This window comes from Intestinibacter sp., assembly GCF_022780145.1.
Taxonomy (GTDB): Bacteria; Bacillota; Clostridia; order Peptostreptococcales; family Peptostreptococcaceae; genus Intestinibacter.
The window spans coordinates 1-22,326 of sequence record NZ_JALEXO010000286.1 but is presented as its reverse complement, the minus strand read 5'-3'; the positions used below and the strand labels follow the sequence as shown (position 1 = coordinate 22,326).

At 28.6% G+C, this 22,326-nt stretch carries 22 protein-coding genes and 1 pseudogene; 22 read left to right on the top strand and 1 reads right to left on the bottom strand.

Features of this window, described 5'->3' with window-relative positions:
• Positions 1-99: 99 nt before the first annotated feature.
• Positions 100-900, top strand: a complete 801-nt coding sequence (locus MR593_RS10945) for a hypothetical protein (RefSeq protein WP_290692799.1) — start codon at positions 100-102, stop codon at positions 898-900.
• A 99-nt stretch (positions 901-999) separates the two neighbouring features.
• Here MR593_RS10945 and murC read toward each other — a convergent pair whose 3' ends face one another.
• Positions 1,000-2,355, bottom strand: a complete 1,356-nt coding sequence (gene murC, locus MR593_RS10940; protein WP_290692797.1) for a UDP-N-acetylmuramate--L-alanine ligase — start codon at positions 2,353-2,355, stop codon at positions 1,000-1,002.
• 229 nt (positions 2,356-2,584) lie between these two features.
• On the opposite strand from murC, the gene purR reads away from it, so the two are divergent.
• The 21 genes and pseudogenes from purR to MR593_RS10835 form a co-directional block, all read left to right on the top strand.
• Positions 2,585-3,436, top strand: a complete 852-nt coding sequence (gene purR, locus MR593_RS10935; RefSeq protein ID WP_290692795.1) for a pur operon repressor — start codon at positions 2,585-2,587, stop codon at positions 3,434-3,436.
• A 127-nt stretch (positions 3,437-3,563) separates the two neighbouring features.
• Positions 3,564-3,842, top strand: coding sequence for a septation regulator SpoVG (gene spoVG / locus MR593_RS10930; RefSeq protein ID WP_022070784.1), 279 nt, complete (start codon positions 3,564-3,566; stop codon positions 3,840-3,842).
• A 363-nt stretch (positions 3,843-4,205) separates the two neighbouring features.
• Positions 4,206-5,606 carry a bifunctional UDP-N-acetylglucosamine diphosphorylase/glucosamine-1-phosphate N-acetyltransferase GlmU gene (gene glmU / locus MR593_RS10925; protein WP_290692788.1) on the top strand — a complete coding sequence of 467 codons (1,401 nt, stop codon included), beginning with the start codon at positions 4,206-4,208 and terminating at the stop codon, positions 5,604-5,606.
• Between the two features lie 63 nt (positions 5,607-5,669).
• The gene (locus MR593_RS10920; protein WP_290692786.1) at positions 5,670-6,620 is read left to right on the top strand and encodes a ribose-phosphate diphosphokinase; all 951 of its coding nucleotides are present in this window, start codon (positions 5,670-5,672) and stop codon (positions 6,618-6,620) included.
• 80 nt (positions 6,621-6,700) lie between these two features.
• A complete protein-coding gene (locus MR593_RS10915; RefSeq protein WP_290692784.1) occupies positions 6,701-6,988 on the top strand; it encodes a helix-turn-helix domain-containing protein in 288 nt (95 codons plus the stop codon).
• A gap of 44 nt (positions 6,989-7,032) precedes the next feature.
• On the top strand, positions 7,033-7,302 hold the full coding sequence (locus MR593_RS10910) for a hypothetical protein (RefSeq protein ID WP_290692782.1): 270 nt from the start codon (positions 7,033-7,035) through the stop codon (positions 7,300-7,302).
• Positions 7,303-7,683: 381 nt separating this feature from the next.
• Positions 7,684-8,739, top strand: coding sequence for a type IV pilus twitching motility protein PilT (locus MR593_RS10905; RefSeq protein ID WP_290692780.1), 1,056 nt, complete (start codon positions 7,684-7,686; stop codon positions 8,737-8,739).
• A gap of 61 nt (positions 8,740-8,800) precedes the next feature.
• On the top strand, positions 8,801-9,448 hold the full coding sequence (locus MR593_RS10900) for a prepilin peptidase (protein WP_331474831.1): 648 nt from the start codon (positions 8,801-8,803) through the stop codon (positions 9,446-9,448).
• 14 nt (positions 9,449-9,462) lie between these two features.
• Positions 9,463-10,026: an aminoacyl-tRNA hydrolase gene (gene pth, locus MR593_RS10895; protein ID WP_290692778.1), complete on the top strand. Its 564-nt coding sequence runs from the start codon at positions 9,463-9,465 to the stop codon at positions 10,024-10,026.
• Between the two features lie 11 nt (positions 10,027-10,037).
• Positions 10,038-13,436: a transcription-repair coupling factor gene (gene mfd, locus MR593_RS10890; RefSeq protein ID WP_290692776.1), complete on the top strand. Its 3,399-nt coding sequence runs from the start codon at positions 10,038-10,040 to the stop codon at positions 13,434-13,436.
• A gap of 15 nt (positions 13,437-13,451) precedes the next feature.
• Entirely contained in the window at positions 13,452-14,474 is a 1,023-nt protein-coding gene (locus MR593_RS10885; RefSeq protein ID WP_290692774.1) for a peptidylprolyl isomerase, read from the top strand.
• A 334-nt stretch (positions 14,475-14,808) separates the two neighbouring features.
• Positions 14,809-15,348, top strand: coding sequence for a stage V sporulation T C-terminal domain-containing protein (locus MR593_RS10880; protein ID WP_290692772.1), 540 nt, complete (start codon positions 14,809-14,811; stop codon positions 15,346-15,348).
• Between the two features lie 269 nt (positions 15,349-15,617).
• On the top strand, positions 15,618-17,231 hold the full coding sequence (locus MR593_RS10875) for a putative polysaccharide biosynthesis protein (RefSeq protein WP_290692770.1): 1,614 nt from the start codon (positions 15,618-15,620) through the stop codon (positions 17,229-17,231).
• Positions 17,232-17,308: 77 nt separating this feature from the next.
• Positions 17,309-18,757 (top strand): nucleoside triphosphate pyrophosphohydrolase, encoded by a 1,449-nt coding sequence (gene mazG, locus MR593_RS10870; protein ID WP_290692767.1) that lies wholly within the window; start codon positions 17,309-17,311, stop codon positions 18,755-18,757.
• A gap of 81 nt (positions 18,758-18,838) precedes the next feature.
• Positions 18,839-19,120, top strand: coding sequence for an HU family DNA-binding protein (locus MR593_RS10865; RefSeq protein WP_290692765.1), 282 nt, complete (start codon positions 18,839-18,841; stop codon positions 19,118-19,120).
• Between the two features lie 162 nt (positions 19,121-19,282).
• Positions 19,283-19,525 (top strand): RNA-binding S4 domain-containing protein, encoded by a 243-nt coding sequence (locus MR593_RS10860; protein WP_290692763.1) that lies wholly within the window; start codon positions 19,283-19,285, stop codon positions 19,523-19,525.
• Between the two features lie 57 nt (positions 19,526-19,582).
• Complete coding sequence (locus MR593_RS10855) at positions 19,583-19,837, top strand: YabP/YqfC family sporulation protein (protein WP_290692761.1); 255 nt, start codon at positions 19,583-19,585, stop codon at positions 19,835-19,837.
• Positions 19,838-20,329, top strand: coding sequence for a spore cortex biosynthesis protein YabQ (yabQ, locus tag MR593_RS13615; RefSeq protein ID WP_290692759.1), 492 nt, complete (start codon positions 19,838-19,840; stop codon positions 20,327-20,329).
• 1 nt (position 20,330) lies between these two features.
• A complete protein-coding gene (locus tag MR593_RS10845; protein ID WP_290692757.1) occupies positions 20,331-20,612 on the top strand; it encodes an FtsB family cell division protein in 282 nt (93 codons plus the stop codon).
• Between the two features lie 100 nt (positions 20,613-20,712).
• A complete protein-coding gene (locus tag MR593_RS10840; protein WP_290692755.1) occupies positions 20,713-21,639 on the top strand; it encodes a Ppx/GppA phosphatase family protein in 927 nt (308 codons plus the stop codon).
• 85 nt (positions 21,640-21,724) lie between these two features.
• Positions 21,725-22,326: pseudogene (locus MR593_RS10835) on the top strand (stage II sporulation protein E); the annotation flags it as partial.

Here is a 22,326-nt window from a genome sequence, read left to right as displayed (position 1 = left end):
TAAAGATTGTCTTAATAATGGTAAATAATACTTAAAAAATTAAATAAAAAGTTATATAATTATCATAGACGATTTTAAGGGCATGGAGGAGATAATAAAATGTCAAAAAAAAGAAAAATAAAGAAAAGAGCCATTTTGATAATGGGAGTAGTCCTTTTCTTTGTTATATATTTTATATCTTTTAGATTTTTTTCTAAATTGGCGGAGAACACTCAAGGAACTAAAGTGCCAACTACAGAAGAAAAGGTGGATACTAGAAGCCTACTAGATCAATTTAAAGATAAAAATAAAATATATATATCAGATGGGAATGTCTCTAATGTTAGAATGGAGAAAGAGAAGGTAGAAGAATTCCAATATTCATTTAAAGAATTCAGTAAGATTAGAACGCCAGATTCTTATACACCTATATACGAGGGATATACAGATGATGAAATAAAATTTTCTACTGATTTAAATGTGTTTAGGGTTTATACTGTCAACCAAGAAGAATACTACAAGGTTCCAGTATCTTATAAGAAGGAATTTAAAGAAGTTTTAGATACGAGTATATATACTTCCTTTGATTTTATAAAGCAATATAAGACATGGAAACAGGTTACTATAGATTATGGTGATGAAACTAAAAAAATAAGTGGATGGAATTACGACGATTTAGCTAGTAAGATGGTCCAAAAAAGACTAGTTGGAAAAATACAACCAGAAAAAGCTAGAGAAAGAAGTAAGTATAAATTTACTATTAATATAAAAGCAGATAATTATGAAGCAAAAGTCGATATAATGGGAGAGGATTATGTTAAAATAACAGTAAATGATTTAATCTCTTATTATGAGGTATCAAATAATCTTTATGATTATATAAAAACTGAAGTATTTAAAATAGCGGATGAAGAAAAATAATGCACATTAAAAAACTCTGAATCTTTACCAAGGATATGTCTTGGTAGGATTCAGAGTTTTTTATTTTTATGATTTATAAAAAGTTTAATTTAAGATAAATTAGTCTTCTTGTTTTAATAAATCTTCACCTACTAGATAAATAGGTCCAGCTCCAACAGTTAATACTGTATCGTTTGGTTTTACATTTTCTTTTAGATATTTTACAATATCTTCAAATTTTGATATATAAGTTGCATCTACATTATTGTGATTTAATCTTTCTACTAAATCTCTAGAATGTATAGTTCCAGGGTCGTCTTCTCTTGCAGCGAATATATCAGTTATTATAACCTTATCAGCTGAATAGAATGCTTCAGAGAACTCATCTAATAGAGATATTGTTCTACTGTAAGTATGCGGTTGGAATACACACCATAGAGTTCCTTTTTTAAATCTCTTTGCAGTAGATAGAGTAGCTTTTATTTCAGTTGGATGATGAGCGTAGTCATCTATAACTGTAGCGTCGTGATATTTACCTTTGACTTCAAATCTTCTACCGACACCAGTGTAATCTAATAATCCTTCTTTGATAGTATCTACATCTATTCCAGATACTATTGAAGCGATTATAGCGGATGTAGCATTGTAAATATTGTGAAGTCCTGGTACGTGTAATTTAAAATTACCTATATGTTTTCCACTATAATTTAAGTCAAAAGAACCACAGCCTAAATCGTCAAAATCTATATTTTCTATAATTACATCATTTGATGATTTTTTACCGTATTTGACAACGTGTGCTTTAACATCGTGTAATATATCCATATTAGGACTATCACCGTTTATGATAAAGTAACCATCTTTAGGTAGAAGCTTACCAAATTTATTGAAAGAAGCTTTTATTTCATCTATTCCAGAGAAGTAATCAAGATGATCCTCTTCTATATTTAAAACTATAGATATTTTAGGGTTGAAGTTTAAGAAACTATCAACGTATTCACAAGCTTCTGTTATAAAATGGCTAGAATGTCCTATTTTAACATTTCCACCAATTGATTTTAAGTTTCCACCAACTAATATAGTAGGGTCTAATTTAGCATGTTCAAATATAGTTGATAAAATTGATGTAGTAGTAGTTTTTCCATGTGTTCCTGATACAGCGATTGAATTTTTGTATTCTCTCATTAATTGTCCTAAAAATGCTGCTCTATTTATTGTCAATTTGTTTTTGTTTTTGGCTTCCACTAATTCAGGATTATCAGGATGAATAGCTGCAGTGTAAACAACTATATCTATATCATCAGTTATATTCTCCTTACATTGACCTATAAAAATTTTGGCACCTTGATCTCTTAGTTTTCTAGTAAGGTCTGATTCATTCATATCAGATCCAGAAACATTGTACTTTTTGTTAAGACAAATTTCTGCCAAGGCACTCATACTAATACCACCAATACCAATAAAATGTATATTCATAAATAAAACCACCTTTCTTTTTAATTAAGTTCTATAATCTGAACTATTTATGTGGTATAATTAAATAATGTTCAATATTTAAAGTATAATCTGCAAACAATATTGATATATAATACTTTTATTAATTAAAAAATATGTTTAAACATAAATCTTATTATATCATATTATTAAAATTTATGCATTATATACTTTAAATTGTAAGGATAGTGGTTTTAGGAGGTTTTTAATTATGAAGTTTAAAAGAACGGAAAGAATAGGCGCTATAGTAAAAATATTGTCAGATAACCCGAATAGAATATACACATTGAGCTTTTTTACAGAAAAATTTAATGCAGCAAAATCTACAATAAGTGAAGATTTATTAGTGGTTAAAAACGTTTTTGAAAAATTAGAATTAGGAAGAGTAATAACTATATCAGGGGCTGCTGGTGGAGTTAAATATATACCAAAAACATCAATTGGAGAAAATAAACAATTTTTGATGGAATTATGTGAAAAAATAAATGATGATTCGAGAAAGCTTTCAGGGGGCTTTTTATATTTAATAGATTTGATTTACAATCCAGCTATAGTTTCTAAAATTGGAAAAATATTTGCTTCAAACTTAGATTATAGTGAAGCAGATTGTGTAGTAACTATGGAAACTAAAGGTATTCCAATGGCACTTATGACGGCTAAAGCTATGAATTTACCTCTAGTTATAATTAGAAAGGATATGAAGGTTTCTGAAGGACCTACATTGAGCATGACTTATGTGACTGGAGGAAGCAATAAGGTCGAAAGTATGAGCTTACCAAGAAGAGCCTTAAAACCTGACAGCAAAGTTATATTAATAGACGATTTCATGCGAGGCGGAGGAACTTTAAAGGGCATGAAGGATTTAATGCATGAGTTTGGAGCACAAGTAATCGGAACAGGTGTATTTATATCTACAACAAAACCTCAAGAAAAAATGGTAAAGGATTATATTTCATTGATAGAATTAGATGATAATGGTGAAAGTATAATTGCTAAGCCTAATTTTAAAACATTTAAGGATGAATATAGAGACTCACAATTTATCTCTGATAACGAGAAATAATCTAAAAATTAGAAAAATATTAATTAAAATTCAAAAAAAAAGAGGATATCACCTTTATGTATAGAATTATTTAGAATACAGTTTATAATAATAGTATTTGTCAAAATCATAAAGGGGGATATTTAGAATGAACATAACTGACGTAAGAGTAAGAAAAATAACAAACGAAGGAAAAATGAAATGTATAGTTTCTATAACTTTTGATAACCTATTTGTTGTTCATGACATTAAGGTAATAGAAGGTCATAATGGACTATTTATAGCTATGCCAAGTAGAAAAGTTGGAGAAGGTAACTTTAGAGATATAGCTCATCCAATAAATGCAGAAATGAGACAAGTTCTAGAAGATGCTGTTTTAAAAGCTTATCACGAAGCTTTAGCTCAATTAGAAGTTGCTGCTGAATAAATTTGAATATTATAATTTGTTTATATACTGAAAGCCGAATTTTAGATTCGGCTTTTTTTAGTGAAGTTTTTATTGATTTTAATATTAGAATAAATTTAAAAAATATATTAAAAAAATAATAAAGTATTATAAGTAAGAATTAATCTTAAAAAACTAGCATTTATTCTAAAAAAGTGTTATATTATTAGTGTCAAATAGGCACAATAATAGTCATCTATATGGATTATTTAGCATACTATAATAATTTTTATAACTTTTTTCAAAAAAATAAAAGTTTATTGGGAAAAAAATCGTATGAAAGTATATAATATTGTATGTAAATAAATAATTTACAGAAAATATTTATATGAATGGAGTGAAAAGATGAACTTTAAAGCGATAATACTTGCTGCAGGTAAAGGTACTAGAATGAAATCTAAAAACCCTAAAGTAGTGCACAAGGTATGTGGAAAAGAAATGGTAAATCATGTAATTGATATTTCAAATAAATCAGGAGTGAACGATGTCGTAGTAGTATTAGGACATGGCTCTGAAACTGTAAAAAATGTAATACCAGAAGAATGTATTGTAGTAATGCAAGAAGAACAATTAGGTACAGGACATGCCGTTAAAATGGCAAAAGACAGCATAAATGACGATGATACTATAGTTGTATTATGTGGAGATACTCCTCTAATAGAAGAAGATACTCTAAAGAAACTATTTGCTTATCATTTAGAAAATGAATACATGGCAACAGTTTTAACAACTAAAGTAGATGATCCAACAGGATATGGAAGAGTTATAAGAGATGCAGAAGGAAACTTCTCAAGAATAGTAGAACAAAAAGACGCTAACGAAGAAGAGTTAGCAGTAAATGAAATCAATTCAGGAATCTACTGTTTCAAAGGTGATAAACTAAAAGAAGCATTAGAACTATTAGATAACAATAATGCTCAAGGAGAGTATTATTTAACAGATACTATGAAAATAATAAAAGACAAAGGTTCTAAAGTAGGAGCTTTCGTAGGAGCTACTATAGAAGAACTAATGGGTGTAAATTCAAGAGTTCAATTATCACAAGCCGAAGCAATCATGAGAAAAAGAATAAACAAAAAACATATGGAAAATGGTGTTACAATAATCAATCCAGAAAATACATATATTGAATCAAATGTACAAATTGGTAAGGATACTATTGTAGAACCTGGCGTAATGTTAAAAGGAAACACTGTTATAGGAGAAGAATGTATAATAGGAATGAATTCTTCTATTACAAATTCAACTATCGGTAATTTTACAGAAGTAAAAATATCAACTATAATAGATAGCGCTGTCGGCGAAAATACTACTGTTGGACCTTATGCATACTTAAGACCAAAGAGTAATGTAGGAAGTCATGTAAAGATAGGTGACTTTGTAGAAGTTAAAAATGCAAACATAGGAGACTATACAAAGGCATCACATCTATCTTATATAGGAGATGCTGATGTAGGAGAACATGTAAATATAGGATGTGGAGTAGTATTTGTAAACTATGATGGTAAATTTAAGTATAGATCAAAAGTTGAAGATCATGCCTTCATAGGATCTAATTCAAACTTAGTGGCACCAGTTCATGTAGAATACAAAGGATATATAGCAACAGGTTCGACTATAACTGATGATGTACCAGATGGAGCATTAGCTATAGCTAGACAAAGACAAGTTGTAAAAAATGGATGGGTAGCTAAAAAAGAAGCAAGAGATGCAGCTAAAGAAGCAGCAAAAGAAAATAAAAAATAAACTAGCCTTTTATAGACATTTATGTCTAAAAATATAATATATAAATTTTTCGGGAGGATAAGAATGAATACTAGCGGAAGTGAGATTAAAATTATCACTGGTAATGCAAACCCAGAACTAGCAGCTAAGATAGCTGAAAGAGTAGGAGTTAAAGTTTCAGAATGTGAAGTAACTAAATTCAGCGATGGTGAAATATCTGTAAACATAAAAGAAACAATAAGAGGTTGTGACGTTTTCGTAATCCAATCTACAAATAATCCAGTAAACCAAAACTTAATGGAATTATTAATAATAATCGATGCATTAAAGAGAGCATCTGCAGGTAGAATAACAGCAGTTATCCCTTATTACGGATACGCAAGACAAGATAGAAAAGCAAAATCAAGAGATCCAATAACTGCAAAATTAGTTGCAAATTTAATAGTTGCAGCTGGAGCAGACAGAGTTTTAACTATGGATTTACATGCTGCTCAAATACAAGGATATTTTGATATACCAGTAGATCATCTTCTAGGACAAAACATATTAGCTGATTATTTCAATAAAATGGAAATAGACGATTTAACAGTAGTTTCACCAGATTTAGGAAGTGTTACTAGATCTAGAAAATTTGCTAACCAATTAAATGGAGATGTTCCACTAGCAATAATCGATAAGAGAAGACCAAAAGCTAACGTTTCAGAAGTTATGAACTTAATAGGAGACGTTGAAGGAAGAAATATAATCATGCTTGACGATATGATAGATACAGCTGGTACAATAACAAATGCAGCTAATGCATTAAAGAAATTTGGAGCTAAAGATATATATGCTTGCTGTACACATGCAGTTTTATCAGGTCCAGCAATAGAAAGAATAAAAGAATCAGCTATAACTAAATTAATAGTTTTAGATACAATAAAACTTCCAGAAGAAAAGAAATTAGACAATATAGAAGTATTAACAGTAGCAGATTTATTTGCTGATGCAATTAAGAAAATATTTGCTAACGAATCTGTTAGTGTATTATTCTAGTCAAATAATTATATAAGAATTCGTTGATATAAGGTATTGTAGAAATGATTTATCATTTGGGCAATACCTTTATTTTGTTTTTGAATAGTAACAACTATTGTAATTTTGATGATGTAAAGTATAGTTGTGATCAAAAAAAAGGAATTGCAACTATTTCTGGTATTTCAAACGGTGCAAGATGTACAACTACAATAAAACTTGAGGAGAATGGAATTATACAAACTAATTCTAGCTTTGATATGAATATTTCTAAATCAAATTTAATAGAACAAGTAAAATCGCTTTATCGTCAAGGATATAAACAAAGACAAATAGCAGATATGTTAAATATTTCTCAGTCAACAGTATCGAAGTACTTAAAATTATAATTTATAATCCAATAAAGGAAATAGTATTCAGGAGGTATGTTAAAATGAGTTATAAAAAAAAGGATGATTTAATACAAGAAATATTTGATTTATTAGATGAAAATGGTTTAGAATTAGAAAAGTTTTTAGATTCTAATTCAAATTTATATGATTTAAAAAGAAATGAATTATTAATGTTAAAAAAGGAAATAAAAGAAAAAGTAGAAGAAAAAGTAGAAGAAGAAATAGAAGAACAACAATATAGTTATTACAATATGGATCAAGAAGAAAAAGAGGATTGGGATAGTATAATAGAGTACTGGAATAAAGATTAATAAAATATATTATATTTATTTTGTATACACTATAGAAGGCACATTAAAAATGAATTGATAAGAATTAAATTTTAATTAATACATTATTAAATTAACACATCATAACAATATAGAAATAGAAGAATATTTAGAAGATTTAAACATAAAAAATTTAAATTAAATAAATAATATATAAAAATTAAGGTATTACAAAAATTATAGAAAATATAAGAAAATATAAATATAGAATAATATTACTAAACTCCTACTTTATTATAGCAGGGGTTTTTATTTTGATAAAAATATTAGAATTCTTCTTAATTTGTATATAAATGTTAATTTTTAGTAATAATATAAATAAAATTTATCCACAGTATATAAATAAAAAGAGAGGAGAAATTTATGGATTTATTAACAATACTTGATAAAGCTGTGAGTTTAAATGCATCAGATGTACATATAACAGTAGATTTATTCCCAATTGCTAGAGTTAATGGTAAATTTGTGAAGTTAGAAGAAGTAGTTCTTACTAATAAAGATGTGTATAACTTATTACAGCAGATTATTGATGCAGAACTTATACACAGAATTAATGTAGAGGGAGAGTTAGATTTTTCTATATCTTTATCTAATGGGAATAGAGTTAGGGCAAATGTTTATAAACAAAAGGGTAATTACGCGATGGCTTTGAGAATAATACCAAAGGAAATACCAAATTTTGAAGAGCTTAGATTGCCAGAGGTTATGAAGGAATTTACTAAAAAGCAGAAGGGCTTGATTTTAATAACAGGACCTACAGGGAGTGGAAAATCGACAACTCTTGCAAGCTTGATAGATTTAATTAATGAGACTAGAGAATGTCATATTATAACTTTAGAGGATCCTATAGAATATGTACATAAACACAAAAAGAGTATAGTAAATCAACGTGAAATAGGAAAGGACTCTGCAAATTTTAATTCTGCATTGAGGGCTAGCTTGAGACAAGATCCTGATGTGATTTTAGTTGGCGAAATGAGAGACGCAGAGACGATTTCAATAGCGTTAAAAGCTGCAGAAACAGGTCATTTAGTATTTTCGACCATGCACACTATAGGGGCTGCAAAAACTATAGACAGGATAATAGATTCATTTGAAGCGTCTAAGCAACAACAGATAAGAAGTCAGCTATCGACCGTATGTACAGGTATTGTTTCACAGCAATTAATTCCTTCCATAGATGAAAAATCTCGAGTAGTAGCTACAGAGGTTATGATTGCAAATACGGCAATAAGAAATTTAATAAGAGAGAATAAAATTTACCAAATTCAAAATATAATCCAAACCTCATCAAAACAAAATATGTTCTCCATGGACCAAGATGTTTCGAGACTCTATAAACAGGGATTAATATCTAAGGAAAGTTTACTTAGTAGATGTGATGATTTGCAGTATGTGAGAAAGATTGTACAGATTTAAATAGCACTTAAAATACATAAAAGCTCTATATTAATATAATAAATCTATAAATACAATAATTATGATGATTTGCATTATAATCGTGATTTTTTTAATAGTATCTTATATTGAAACTAAATTAATATACATAATATGCAAGGATATTAAACCGTGTTTATCTAATACTATAATAATATATTTATCAAGTATAATAATATCCTTGTTAATATATAATAAATATGAAATAACTAAAGATTCGATAAGTTATTTTTTTCTAATTCCATTTATAATATTGATTTCAATAATAGATTTTCGTACAAGTTTTGTGTACGATATAACTGTAGTTAGTGGTATAATAATTCAGAGTATAGTATTTATTTTGATGAAGAGACCTTATATTTGTTTATTAGAGCACTTAGGTGGTTTAATAATAGGACTTTTACTGTCTTTTTTGATATGTAAAACTACAAAGGCAATAGCTGAAGGTGATATAGGATTTTATGGGTTATGTTGCTTTGTATTGGGAGCAAAACATAGCCTTAACGTGTTTGTATTGTCTTTTTTTATAACTTCTCTGTTTGGTATTTTGATAATTTTAAAGCAAAGAAAGTTTAATTTAAAAATGAGAATACCTTTTACACCATTTATTTCTATTGCTACGATTTTAATTATATTAACACAATGTGATATAATAAAAATCTATTTTGAAATTATAAGCGAAAAAATATAAAGGAGGCGAATTATTTGTATATAATAGTGGGATTAGGAAATCCAGGAGACAAATACGCAAAGACAAGACACAATGTTGGATTTAATGTTATAGATCTTTTAGCGAAGGAATATTCAATAGATGTGAGCAAGATAAAACATAAAGCACTAACTGGTGAAGGAAGAGTCGGAACTGAAAAGGTAATATTAGTAAAACCTATAACATATATGAATTTAAGTGGAGAATCAGTTGCTGATATCTGTAATTATTACAATATAGATTTAGAGAATTTAATTGTAATATACGATGATATAGATTTAGATATAGGCAAAATAAGAATTAGAAAAAAAGGAAGCGGTGGAACTCATAATGGAATGAGATCTATAATAAAATGCCTAGGATCTAATGAATTTCCAAGAGTTAGAGTGGGAATATCAAGACCTCAAAATGGGCAAGATTTAGCGGATTTTGTTTTATCTAGATTTAGCAAAGAGGATGAAAAAAATCTTCAAGAAAGCTATGAGCATGCAGTGGCAGCAGTTGATTGCGCTATTAGAGAAAACCTAGATTTAGCAATGAATAGATATAATGTAAAATAAGGAGGGGTTATATGGAGGACATTTTTGTATACCCTTTAAAAAACTCAGATGAGTATAAAGAGATTGTAAACTCAATATGTAATAAAAAAGGATCATTACAACTAAATGGTCTTTTAGCTATGCAAAAACCACATATAACTTATTCGATATTCAAGGAGTTATCTAGACCTACTTTGTTTATTGCTAATAATGATTTAGAAGCAAAGAAGGTCTACAACGAACTTCGTTTTTATACTAAGGATAAGGTGGAATATCTCAGCACAGATGAAATTTATTTTTATCATTTAGATGCAAAGGATAGAAATGAAGAAGCAAAAAAATTAAGAGTATTATTGAAATTAGCTAAGAAACAAAAAACAATAGTAGTTGCATCTATAGATGCAGTATTAAAAAAATATATACCTAAAAATGTTTTATTGGATAATGTACTTACTTATAAAATAGGCGACACTATAGATTTAGAAGTATTAAGCGAAAAATTAGTTAAATTGGGATATGAGAGAGTTTCTAGAATAGAAGGTCTAGGTCAATTTAGCGTTAGAGGCGGGATAATAGATGTATATTCGTTAGAGTATACACATCCTATTCGTATAGAATTATTTGATGATGAAATCGATTCTATACGTACTTTTGATGTGTTTTCCCAAAAATCTATAGATAAAATAAAAAAAGTAGTTATAACTCCATCGAGAGAGTTTATATATCCAGAGGACACTAGCTCAGCTGTTAAAAAAATCAAAGAAGAGACTAATCAATATACCGATGATGATGTTTTTAATAACATAGACAATATAGCTAATAAAACTTATTTTCAAGGTGTAGAAAATTATATTGATTATCTATATGAGGATGCAAATAAAAGTTTATTTACTTATTTGCCTGAAAATGCCATAATAATAATGAATGATATCTCTAGACTTAAAGAAAGATGTCAAAATTATTTGAATGAATTTAAGGATAATTACAAACTAAATCTTGAGAGAGGTTTAGCTATAAAAAATCAGGGAAATTTACTTTATACTTATGAAGATTTGCCGTTTTTAATTGACGATAAGAAATTAATTATAAACTCATTATTGCCAAAGCCAGTAAATGATTTTTCAGTTACCAATATAATTAATTTTGAATCTAGGGAAATACCTACGTATAATTCAAAGCTGAATGTATTGGTAGAGGATTTAAATAGACTTAGATATAATGGCTACAAGATTATATTAGCAGTAAATTCTTCTGATAGGTGTAAAAAATTACACGAGGATTTATTTAATCTAGGATTAGAAGCTACAATATCAAAAAGCAGAAATATAGAGATAAAATCTTCACAAATAGTGATTATCCCAGCTAATATTAGTAAAGGCTTTGAATATAAATCTATAAAATTTCAAGTCATAACAGACAATGAAATAATAGGTGTAAACAAAAGAACTTCTAAAAAATCTAAAAAGAAAAAGAACAAGGATGGACAAAAAATTGAATCATTTTTAGATTTAAAAATAGGAGACTATGTAGTTCATGAAAATAGTGGTATTGGTAGATATACAGGTATAGAACAAATTTTAGTAAATGGAGTCAAAAAAGACTATTTAAAAATAATCTATCAAGGTGGAGATAACTTATATGTGCCTATAGACCAGATGGACAAGGTTCAGAAATATATAGGTGCAGAGGCTCAAAAGGTTAAGCTAAATAAGCTTGGAACGAATGAATGGACAAAGGCAAAGGCAAAGGTCAAACGTGAAATAGAAGACATGACTAAGGATTTAGTTGAGCTTTATGCAAAAAGAGAAAAAATCAAAGGTTATAAGTTTTCTAAGGATACAGTTTGGCAAAAGGAATTTGAATCCTTGTTTCCATATGAAGAAACTGAAGATCAATTAAAAGCTATCAAAGAAACTAAAAAAGACATGGAATCGTCAAAGGTAATGGATAGACTTGTATGTGGAGACGTAGGATATGGTAAGACAGAGGTTGCTATAAGAGCCGCGTTTAAAGCCTGCATGGACCAAAAACAAGTAGCGATATTAGTTCCTACGACTATTTTAGCTCAACAGCATTACAACACGTTTAAAGAGAGATTTGAGAATTATCCGATTAGAGTAGAGGTTTTAAGTAGATTTAAAACTCCTAAACAACAAAAGGAAATAATAAACGACGCTAAAAAAGGATTAGTAGACATTCTTATAGGAACACATAGAATTATTTCGAAGGATATTACTCTACCTAATTTAGGATTACTTGTAATCGACGAAGAGCAAAGATTTGGAGTTAAACATAAGGAATCTCTTAAGAAATTTAAAAATACAGTAGATGTCTTAACTTTATCAGCGACTCCTATACCTAGAACATTACACATGTCTTTAAGTGGAATTAGAGACATGAGTGTAATAGAAGAACCACCACAAGAAAGACATCCAGTCATAACTTATGTAGTAGAAGCAAAAGAGAGTATTATTCAAGATGAAATAGAAAGAGAAATTGCAAGGGGAGGTCAGGTATTTTTTGTTTATAATCGAGTGGAACATATTGAAGAAATGGCAAGTATGATTCAAAAATTAGTACCTGATGCAAAGGTTGCCGTTGCCCATGGTAGAATGACATCAAAGACTCTTGAAAATATTATATTAGCATTTTTAAATAAGGAATACGATGTTTTAGTTTGTACCACAATTATTGAAACAGGTATGGACATATCAAATGCAAATACGATGATTATATACGATGCAGATAAAATGGGGCTTGCTCAGCTTTACCAATTGAGGGGTAGAGTGGGTAGAAGCTCTAGACAAGGCTATGCATATTTGATGTATGAAAAGGATAAGGTTTTAAGTGAGGTAGCAGAAAAGAGATTAAAGGCTATCAGAGAGTTTACTGAGTTTGGATCTGGCTTCAAAATAGCCATGAGAGACTTGGAAATAAGAGGTGCAGGTAATATTTTAGGATCGCAACAGCATGGACATATGGCTGTCATAGGTTATGATTTATATGTTAAAATGTTAAATGAAGCTATAAAGAAGGTCAAAGGAGAGCCAATTGAAGAAGAAATAGATGTTGAAATTAATTTAGCCGTAAATGCATACATTCCAAATTCTTATATACCAGAAGAAATTGATAAGATAGAAATGTATAAAAAAATAGCATCTATAGAAAATAAAGAGGACATGGAGGAAATTAGAGAGGAATTAGTAGATAGATTCTCTGATTTACCTAGATCAGTCGAGACTTTACTTTATATAGCGTATATAAAATCTATGTGCAAAAAATTAAAAATAGAAAAAGTCATCCAAAATAAAAATGAAATTAGTTTAGTGCCTTTAACTAGATACAAAACTAAAGAAAAAGCTGGCTATAAAATAGTTTTAGAATTATTAGGTTTATTAGAAAAAATGTGTAGATTAAACGAAAATAAGTAAAAATGAGGTGTGAAAATGAAAAAATTAATGACATTAGCATTGACTTTAATTTTAGGGATAAGTATGATAGGGTGCTCTTCTAAGTCAGTAGCTACAGTAAATGGTGAAGGTATACCACTTGAATACTACAAAACATATGTAAATTGGGTAAAAGCAGGCTATGAAAGCCAAGGATATACATCTTCTGTTTGGGAAACAGAAATGGAAGATGGAACAACTTCTAGCAGTTCAGATGATAGTAAATCATCAGAAAAGAAAACTTATTGGGATTCTTTTAAAGATAGTATACTTCAATCAATGGAACAATCAGAAGTAATATATCAAAAAGCTAAAGAAGTTGATGCACTACCAACAGATGAAGAAGTTCAAGAAGCTGTAGATAACTTTAATGAAAGTGTAAACGGTGATGAAACTACAAAAGAACAAGCTGAAAAAGCAGGAATTAACGATGATTTCTTAAAATATGTTTTAACTAGAGAATTAGCTACTTCTTCTTATCAAGAATATTTTAATAAAAAGACAGATGTAGAAGAATCTAAGCTAAAAGAAGAATATGAAGCTAATAAAGATGCATACAATACTGTAACTGCATCTCATATATTGATATCAACAACAGATGATTCTGGAAAAGAATTATCAGATAAGAAAAAAGCAGAAGCTAAAGCTAAAGCAGAAGAAGTTCTTAAAAAAGCTAAAGCAGGAGAAGATTTTGCTAAATTAGCTAAAGAATATTCAGATGATACTTCTAATGCTGAAAGTGGTGGAGAATTAGGTGCTTTCACTTATAATCAAATGGTAGAAGAGTTCAGTAAAGCAGCATTTGCTTTAGACAAAGGTGAAATTTCTGATATAGTAGAAACTTCATACGGATATCATATAATTAAAGTTACAGATAAGGCAGTTACTTATGACGCAGTAAAAGACGATGTTAAGAGTGCGCTTTTAAGTACTCAATTTAGTGAAAATATTCAAAAATTAGTAGATGATGCTAAAATAGATGTAAATGAAGATCAATTAAAATCTATTTCATATAAATAAGTCATACGAACAATAAAATAGACGAAAAATAAGGGGAATAATTTATAGGAATTATTCCTCTTATTTTTTTAATAAAATAAATTATTTTTAAACTTTAGGAGAATAATTATTTAAAAAATGTACAAATTAATGAAGACTTATATTATAAAAGATAAATTTGAATTTCTATTAAATTTGTAGAAAAATAGCGTTTTGAAATAAAAAATATAATTAAAATATAAAATTATTTTGACAAAAAATAAATAATTATTATATAATGTTAACCGAAATTTGTATATTTTTCTTTTGAATGGTAAAAATACAATAAAAGAAATCAATGGAGGGATTATCATAAATGAGAGCAACAGGTATAGTTAGAAGAATAGATGACTTAGGAAGAGTTGTTATTCCAAAAGAAATAAGAAAGACTTTAAGAATAAGAGAAGGAGATCCGTTAGAAATATTTACAGCTAAAGACGGAGAAGTTATACTTAAAAAATACTCGCCAATAGGAGAGTTAAACGAGTTTTCACAAGAATATGCTGAAACATTAGGAGAAACGCTAGGACATGGTGTTATCATAACTGATTTAGATTCTATAATATCAGTATCTAAATTACCTAAAAAAGACTACAAAGAAAAAAATATAAGCAAAGAGTTAGAACAAATAATAGAAAATAGAGAAACAAAACAGATAAAAGATGAAAATAAAATACCTCTATACAAAGACGATAATAATTTTTATAATGGCCAAATAATAATGCCTATAATAAGTATATCAGGAGATTGTATAGGAAGTATAGTTATAGTTACGAAAGAAAATGAAAACTTCCAAGAAGGAATAGAAAAAATTCTTAAGGTAGCTTGTAGTTTTTTAGGAAAGCAAGTTCAATAATTTATTAAAAGGCCCTTTAATAGAGGGTCTTTAATTTTTAAAATTATTGAAAATATTTAATAAAAAATTATTAAGAAATAATTAAAAATGTGGAAAATATTGAATAAATCGTTATAAGTGTGATATATTAGGTTTTGTTACAAATGTTTATATACGAATTGTAATAGTTTATATATAAAACAGTTTTGATATTTTAAGATGAAAAGATATTATTTGTAATATAAAATGAATATAATTTCATATGTCTAATAAATTGGAGGTTAAAAATTATGGATGACAACAAAAATAAAGAATCCTTTTTAAAGGGAGCGCTTATACTTGGTGCAGCGGGTGTTGTTGTTAAGATAATGGGAGCATTTTTTAGAATACCACTTGGAAACTTGGTAGGTTCAACTGGTATGGGATATTATCAAGCCGTATATCCTGTTTATACATTATTTTTAACATTAGCAACAGCAGGCTTCCCTACTGCATTAGCTAAGTTGGTTTCAGAAAAAAGAGCTATTGGAGATTATGGCGGAGCGAACAAGACATTTAGAATAGCATCAACTGTATTATTTATCACAGGACTTATTTCGTTCTGTATATTCTATTTTGGAGCAGACTTTATAGTTACAGTTATAATGAAAAATAAGGGTGCATACGCTAGTATGGTCGCAATAGCGCCAGCACTTTTATTTGTGCCACTTATGTCTTCATTTAGAGGATATTTCCAAGGTAGAAGAGAAATGAGTAAGATTGCGATTTCTCAAATGGTAGAACAATTCTTTAGAGTTGTGCTAGGTATAGCAATTGCATATTACTGGATGGTTAGTTTTGGACCTGAAAGAGGAGCTGCCGGTGGTGTTTTAGGGGCTGCTATAGGTGGATTTGCATCAATTGCATTTTTAGTATTGGCTTATTTGAGAGGCTCAAAAGAACGTAGAGCTGAACTTGAAGCTAGTAAACATATTAAAGTTGAAAGCACAAAAACAATATTAAAAAGAATTTTATACGTTGCAATACCAATAACTATAGGTGCATGTGTTATGCCTTTAGTAAACATGGTAGATAGTATAGTTGTCGTAAGAAGACTTCAAGAAAGTGGTTTTGACGTAAAAACAGCGAACTCTTTATTAGGACAATTAACAGGTATGGCTATGGCAACAGTAAATTTACCAGTATTTATAGACCAAGCTATAGGTATGAGTTTAGTTCCATCTATTTCAGAGGCTTGTGCATTAAATCAACGTAAAAGAGCTAAGAAAGAGGCTAGAAACGGAATAAAAATGATTTTACTTATAGTATTACCTTGTGCTTTTGGATTAGCATCTCTAGCTACTCCAATAATGAATTTATTATATCCAGGTGAAACAGGAGCTATAGGACAAATGTTATTTGCTTGTGCACCTTCTGCTATATTCTTAGGATTAATATATGCACAAAATGGTATACTTCAAGGTATGGGTAAACCTATGGTTCCAGTTATAGCTTTAGCAATAGGTATGGTATTCAAAGTAATATTAAGTTATACTTTAACAGGAATACCAGCTATAAATGTTTTCGGTTCAGCTATAGGTACTTTAACTGCATATGCAGTTGCATCATTAATTGAATTTATGTACATAAAGAAAACTCTAAATATGAGATTCTCTAAAAAAGAATTTATAATAAAACCATTATTGACAGTAACAACTATGTTTGTAGCTGTTAAAATATGCTACGGTTTAGTATCAATGGTATTTGGAAATGCAATATCAACAATAATTTCTATTATGGTTGGTGGAGTTGTTTATGTAATAGTATTACTTGCTATTGGCGGAATTAAAAAAGATGAAATATTAATAATGCCAAAGGGCGAAAAAATATATAAAATGTTAAAGAAATTAAATTTAATGAATTAGAATAGGAATAGATATTGAAATAAAGACAATAATTATAATGACATTGTTTTTGTAGTGTATTTACTAGGAGTGATAATATGGGTAAGATATCAATTGTAGGTTTAGGTCCTGGAGATTATTCACTAATCAGCCAAGGAGCCTTAGAATTATTACAATCATCTGATAGAATTTTTTTAAGAACAGAAAAGCATCCTACTGTGGATCAATTAAAAAATCAAATAAACTATACTAGCTTAGATTATTTCTATGAAAAAGAAGAAAACTTTGAAAATGTATATTTTCATATATCTGAATTTATAATAGAAGAAGCTAAAAAAGGCGATTTAGTATACGCCGTTCCAGGGCATCCAAGGGTAGCAGAAAAGACTGTAGGCATAATAGAACAGTTAGCTGCTGAAAACAACATAGAAGTCGAGGTAATAGCTTCTATGAGCTTTGTAGATGCTATGTTTAACTATTTAGCAGTAGATCCTGCAGATGGTTTTAGATTGGTAGATGCTTTTGAACTTGAAAATTCCCCTATTGATCCAAGAACTAATACAATCGTCACACAGGTCTATGATGAATTTATAGCATCAAATGTTAAGTTAAAATTAATGGACTACTACGACGATGAACAAGAAGTTTATATAGTTAATGGAGCTGGTATCAAGGGCTTAGAACAAAAAGTTCCAGTGAAACTATATGAAATAGATAGATATAGAGAGTTATTTGATTATTTAACTAGTCTATATATACCAAAATCTTCAAAAAAAATGTATAATACTGTATATGATTTACAATCAGTTATGAAAATATTAAGAAGTCCAGATGGTTGCGAATGGGATAAGAAACAGACCCATGAGACCTTAAAAAAATCTTTAATAGAAGAAGCATACGAAGTAAATCAAGCTATCGACAACGATGATATAGACGAACTTATAGAAGAACTTGGGGATGTGCTTCTACAAGTTATATTCCACTGTGAAATAGGAGAAGAAGAAGGATTTTTTAATCTAGGAGATGTAACTAGTGCAATATGTAAAAAGCTTATACATAGACACCCACATGTTTTCAAAAGAGAAGAAATTGATATGAATGAGTTCGATAAAACATGGGAAAATCTTAAACGAGAAGAAAAGGGTGAGACTACAGTTACAGAAGGATTAAACAGAATTCCTGTAGATTTACCAGCTTTGATGAAGGCTAAAAAAATACAAAAAAAAGCTGCTCTAGTAGGTTTTGATTGGGACGATATTGAGGACGTTCATAAAAAAGTTAGAGAAGAATATCAAGAACTACTTGACGAATGTAAATCGGGGAATATAAAATACATAAAGGAAGAGTTGGGAGACTTACTATTTTCAATAGTAAATTTAGCAAGATTTTTAAAGGTAGATCCAGAAGAAGCATTAAATATTACGAATGACAAATTTATTAAAAGATTTGACTTTGTTGAACAGAGTGCTATAAAATTGAACAAGAGACTGGAAGATATGACATTAGAAGAAATGGATGAACTTTGGGAACAGGCTAAATTTCAATAAATTTTAGAAGGAAATTTCTAGCGTGTATAGAACTAAGAATTAATGGGTTTTATACGATAAACAATTTAGGAGGTAAATATTGTGAATAAAGCTGAATTAGTATCAAAAATGGCAGAAAAAAGTGAATTAACAAAGAAAGAAGCTGAAATGGCTTTAAATGCTTTAATGGAATCAATCCAAGAAGCATTAGTATCAGGAGAAAAAGTTCAATTAGTAGGATTTGGAACTTTTGAAACTAGAGAAAGAGCTGCAAGAAAAGGTAGAAATCCAAGAAATCCAGAACAAGAAATTGATATACCAGCTTCAAAAGCTCCAGTATTCAAAGCTGGAAAATCTCTTAAAGAAGCAATAAATCAAGCATAATATAAAATTTAGGTATTTAAACATCTAAACATTTAATAATACAGTATAGTAATTTTAAATAATTACTTTGTAAGAGATGAAACAATATTTTTAAGATAAAAAAGGACTAAGTAATTATAATGCTTAGTTCTTTTTTATTATGATTTTACAGGAGGCATATATATGAGATTAGATAAATTCTTAAAGGTTTCAAGAATTATCAAGCGTAGAACAGTTGCGAAGGATGCTTGTGATAAAGGAATTGTGACAATAAACGGAAAAGTCGCTAAATCATCTACAGAGGTAAAAATAGGCGATATACTAGAAATAACTTTTGGTGAGAAAAAAATGAAATTTAAAATAAATGAGATAAGAGAACATGTTTTAAAGGCAGAGGCCAAGGAAATGTACGAAATAGTAGAATAATATTAAAAAATCCTCAGTATATTTATATTAGTATATAAATAAATTTGAGGTGATAAAGTGGAACATAATATAAGTTTAAAAGGTAGATCAGATTTGTTAATATCAGGAGTAGAGCATATATATTCCTTCAGTGATAAAAAAGTAGAAATACAAACCTGTGAAGGAAGATTAGTAATAGATGGAGAGGCGCTGGATATGAACAAGCTAAATCTCGAAGAAAACGTGATAAGCGTCCAAGGAACAATAAATTCAATCGTCTACTCTAAATCTAAAAAAACACAAGAAAGCTTTTTAAAAAAGGTTTTTAAATAAATGAATTATTTCATAGAAGATTTAAATGTATTTTATGCTACCATCTACGGTGGAATAGCTATAGGGATTTTATTTGATATTAACAGATCGCTGAAAAATAATTTTAAATTTATAAAAAGAATATCTTTTATATTCGATATATTATTTTGGATACTAGTGACATTTATTATTTTTATAGTTATAAATGCTACCAGTAAATTTGAACTGAGATATTATCATTTTATAGCTTTATTAGTTGGATTTATTTTATATTACAACACTATAAGCAAGTTTGTACTTAGGTTTAATAGCATGGTGATAAATTTTATTAAATCCTTCATAAAAAAGCTTGTATTAAGCATAGTCGGAATATTAGAGAATTTGTATTACATTATAGTCTATTCAATACATTTTTTATTTGATATTATATTTTACATACCAAACATTGTTTTTATAAAAGGAAAGTCATCTAAAAGGCCTTTGGTAAAAAAGAAAATGAAAAAGGGTGTATAGTATGAACTTAAGAAAAAAATTCTCTGGTCAATGGATATTAATTTATATGTTTGCCTCATTTGTAGTGTTTACTTTAATAGTTGGTGTTATTGTTCAATTGCAAAATATTAGAGATTATAAAGAGGAGATTTCTAAATTAGAATGTGAAATAGACGACACAGAGAATGAGATAAAAAAATTTCAAAATAATAAATCTTATAAAAATGATGAAGAATTAGAACGCTTAGCAAGAAATGAATTAGGTATGGTCAAAAAAAATGAGATAATATATTTAGAAAAATAAATTTAGTAATTTAAATAACTAAATGGTAACTCTTTTGGGGTTGCCTTTTTTGTTTTATAATAAATACAATAAAGCTATATTAAAAATCTAGGAGGACAAAATGAAAATAGGAACTATAGACATAGGGACAAACTCTATGAGATTATTAACTGCTATATACAAGGACGAAAAGATAATAGATAGAAAAAAATACGTAAATACTACTAGAATCGGTCAAGGTGTAGATGATAAAGGATATATATCACAAGAGGCTATAGATAGAAATATAAAGGCTCTGAAGGAATTTAAGGATATTTGTGACAGTGAAGGCTGTGATTACGTATACTGCATGGGGACATCTGCTTTGAGAGATAGCAAAAATGCCGACGAATTTATAGCTCTTGCAAAAAAAGACACAGGAATAGATGTAGAAGTTATCACAGGAGAGAGAGAATCTAATTTAGGATTTTTAGGAGTATTAGAAGGTGTTCAAAAGGAGGACTCTGAAGAGATTCTAGTTGTAGATATTGGAGGAGGCTCTACAGAATTTATAGTTGGAAATCAAGACGGCGTAAATTTTTGTAAAAGTGAAAATATAGGTGCTCTAAGATTAACAGAAAAATTTTTAAAAACAGAAATAGTAACTGATCAAGAATTAAACGATACAGTTGAATTTATAAATAAAACAATCGAAAATACAATAAATACAATTAAAAATAGAAATATAAAAAAATTAGTAGGTATAGGAGGCACAATCACATCTGTATCTGCTATCAATCAAAAATTAGAAGTATACTCTATGGAAAAAGTACACAACAGTAAAATATGCAAAAAAGAAGTAGACCAAATTCTACAAATGCTAAAAAATATGACATTAGAAGATAAAAAGAGACTAAATGGTCTACAACCAAAAAGAGCGGATATTATAACAGCTGGTGTAGTAATTTTAGACATGATAATGGAAAAGCTAGAATTAAATGAAATAATTGTAAGTGAATACGATAATTTGGAAGGCTTAATGTGTCAAATGGCAAAAAAGATGTCTTAAAGTTTTTTGATTTTAGGTACTAGAAATGACAAATTAATTTCTCCTGCTTTGCTACAATCTATGTAAACAAAGGAGGAGATTTTTTATGGACAGAACAGCGACCATTAAAAATAAGGGTTTTAATTACAGCAATTTAAAGCTCTCGAGAATCTTTGATTCAAAAGTTATAATTTTTATGATAATTGGATTTTTATTAAGCAGATCAATTTTAATAGATGGTATTGCTCCATTGGGATTAGCTTTTTTCTTATACATATGTAGATTTGATAAATATAAAATACAGGTTTTTATAGCAGTTTTATTGGGGACTTTACTATCTTTTAATGAAGTATCTATAATAGCTAAATATGTTGCTTGTGCTACTATAATAATGATTTTCAGTAAAAAAATAAAAGAAGTTACTGAATTATTTAAGTTGAGCTTGATTGGATTTTTAATAATATTGCCAGTATCTATGATGTGTACTTTAGCTACAGATATAAGATTATATAGCTTTATAGTAGTTGGAATTGAGTCTATTATAGTATTTACATCAGTTTTTATATTTGCATACGGGATAAAATTTTTAGTATCCAATCAAAATCAAATGAGCATAAAAACAGAAGAGATAATATCTATCAGTTTATTAACAACTTTCAGTATCATGGGAGTGGGACAGATGGCTATATTAGGTGTTTCATTGAGAAG